Annotated in this window: 2 protein-coding genes and 1 pseudogene; all 3 read right to left on the reverse strand. The window is 49.8% G+C overall.

Features of this window, described 5'->3' with window-relative positions:
- Positions 1–87 precede the first annotated feature (87 nt).
- A complete protein-coding gene (gene hemC, locus Q0605_RS07465; protein ID WP_298705651.1) occupies positions 88–1,017 on the reverse strand; it encodes a hydroxymethylbilane synthase in 930 nt (309 codons plus the stop codon).
- A complete protein-coding gene (locus Q0605_RS07470; protein WP_298705653.1) occupies positions 1,014–1,466 on the reverse strand; it encodes an FxsA family protein in 453 nt (150 codons plus the stop codon). Before Q0605_RS07470 ends, hemC begins: the two co-directional genes overlap by 4 nt.
- Before the next feature lie 64 nt (positions 1,467–1,530).
- Positions 1,531–1,756, reverse strand: a pseudogene (locus Q0605_RS07475) (low molecular weight phosphotyrosine protein phosphatase); the annotation flags it as partial.

Genomic DNA, 1,756 nt, shown 5'->3' on the forward strand with positions numbered 1-1,756 from the left:
CGAAGTAACGCCCAGATCGATATAAATCCTGATCCAATAATCTTTGATTATAAAAAGCGGCATTTGCTCTTTTTGCATTAGAGCTTCTTATAGGTTCGCCATCGCTTCAGCGCGCGCAAGAAGCTGCTTTGCGCCCTTTTCGATAAAAACGCGTGCTAGCTCCGCGCCTACGCCTTGGTATTGCGATTTTTGCGCGACGATATCTTGGCGTATGCTTTCGCTGCCGTCGGGTAGGCCCACGATCGCGCTTATGTGGATATTTTCGCCGTTAAGGCGCGCGTTGATACCGATCGGCACCTGGCAGCCGCCCTCTAAAACCCTGACAAAATCCCGTTCCACGGTCGTTTCAATGATCGCGCGTTCGTCTTTTAGAAATTCTATCGCGCGCAGGATTTGCGGCTCGTCCACCGCCTCGATGCCGAGCGCTCCTTGCCCCATCGCAGGGATCATCTGCGAGACCTCAAAGGGCGCTACGTGCTTTATCTCGGCGCGTAAATTTAATCGGTTGATGCCCGCCATCGCCAAGATGATCGCGTCAAATTCCCCGTCTTTTAGCCTTCGCAAGCGAGTTTGGACGTTGCCGCGCAAGGATATAACCTCTAAATCGGGGCGCATGCTAAGTAGCTGCATCTTGCGGCGAAGGCTCGTAGTGCCGACTTTTGCGCCGTGTGGTAGTTCGTTAAATTTAGCGTATTTTTCGCTGATCATCGCATCGCGCACATCTTCGCGCGCGCAGATCGCAGCCAGTACGAGTCCTTGCGGAAACTCCACGGGCACATCCTTTAGGCTATGCACGGCGATATGTGCTTCGCCGCGAAGCATACTCTCCTCAAGCTCCTTCGTAAAAAGCCCCTTGCCGCCGATCTTTGCAAGCGGCGTGTCTAAAATTTTATCGCCTTTGGTTTTCATACTTTTTAGCTGCGCTTGGATGCCATGTGCTTCAAGCAGCGATGCGATATGCTCGCTCTGCCACAGCGCAAGCACGCTGCCGCGAGTAGCGATGATCAAATTTTTCATTTTTTCTCTCCTATGCTTTTTCGAATCTCGATTTCGTTCTCCTCGATCACTTCTACGTCGATGACGTCGTCGTTTGCGCGGTGGCGTCGCCAGAATTTTCGTTCGCTTTTTTCCAAATTTTCGCTGCTCGTGTTAAATTTAGGCACGTCGCTGGTGACGCAGTAAAACGACGCAGTGATTATGCAAACGCCCAAAATATCGCCGAAAATGCCAGGTGCAATTAGAAAAACGCCGCCTACGACGAAGCCCACGCCGCTTAAAATTTCTTTCGGCGAGATTTTCATTAGATTAAAAAAGCCCATCCACGAGCGGTTTGCTACGACGTATCCGCCTAAAATCGCGCTTATGACGATTTCCACCGCATACGCCGCGAAGCCGTTTGCGCTTACGAAATAATAGGTCGTAAATGCCTCAATTATCAGATATGGAACGATCAAAAGCCTAAACATATTTTTCCTTGAATCATCACTTAAGCCGCGCCTTTTTAAAGACGCTAAAATTTAATCGCGGATTTTAGCAAATTCCGTCTGAATTTTTAATGTATCGCAAGAGCCCCTCGCAGCCGCGCTTGATATCTGCGTAGCAGCGCTCAAAATTGCGCGTGTAGTAGGGGTCGGCGATTTGTAGGCGTTCGGAGCCGGTTAAATTTGAACCGGCGCCTTTTAAATTTAAGGTAGTTCGTTTTGCCGCGCCTTTAAAATTTAGCGCGGTGCAGTCTGTAAAATTTCCCCCTGCAAAT

It is taken from the genome of uncultured Campylobacter sp., from assembly GCF_938017705.1.
GTDB lineage: Bacteria > Campylobacterota > Campylobacteria > Campylobacterales > Campylobacteraceae > Campylobacter_B.